Annotated in this window: 1 pseudogene; it reads right to left on the bottom strand. The window is 46.8% G+C overall.

The window, feature by feature from the left end:
• Positions 1–136 precede the first annotated feature (136 nt).
• Positions 137–337 (bottom strand): annotated as a pseudogene (gene cspE / locus C5750_RS26210) (transcription antiterminator/RNA stability regulator CspE); the annotation flags it as partial.
• Positions 338–378: the final 41 nt, after the last annotated feature.

The following is a 378-nucleotide window of genomic DNA, read 5'->3' as shown; positions in this document are numbered from 1 at the left end:
TGCCCTCAGTCGGCCAGCGCCAGGTGGAGATAGGCGTACTGGTTGATGTACTGCTGACAATCGGCTCGGTTGTGCTTGCTGTTGGTACCGTTACAGGCGCTGTGACCGTGGTCGCAGTTGGCTTGTTGTTCGGCAACATTTTGTTAGCACTCTTAGGGCCTTTGGCACCGTTAGTGATTTCGAACTCTACGCGCTGACCTTCAGCAAGAGTTTTAAAACCATTAGTCTGGATTGCAGAGAAGTGTACGAACACGTCTTTGCTGCCGTCTTCCGGAGTAATGAAACCGAATCCTTTGGACTCATTAAACCACTTAACGTTACCTTTAATCTTAGACATCAAAATTACCTTTACATGAAAAATAGACACAAAATCGGAAG

This window comes from Phyllobacterium myrsinacearum (assembly GCF_002980555.1).
Classification (GTDB): domain Bacteria; phylum Pseudomonadota; class Alphaproteobacteria; order Rhizobiales; family Rhizobiaceae; genus Phyllobacterium; species Phyllobacterium myrsinacearum.
Note: the sequence above shows the minus strand (reverse complement) of the source record. Positions and strands in the feature narration are given on the sequence as shown.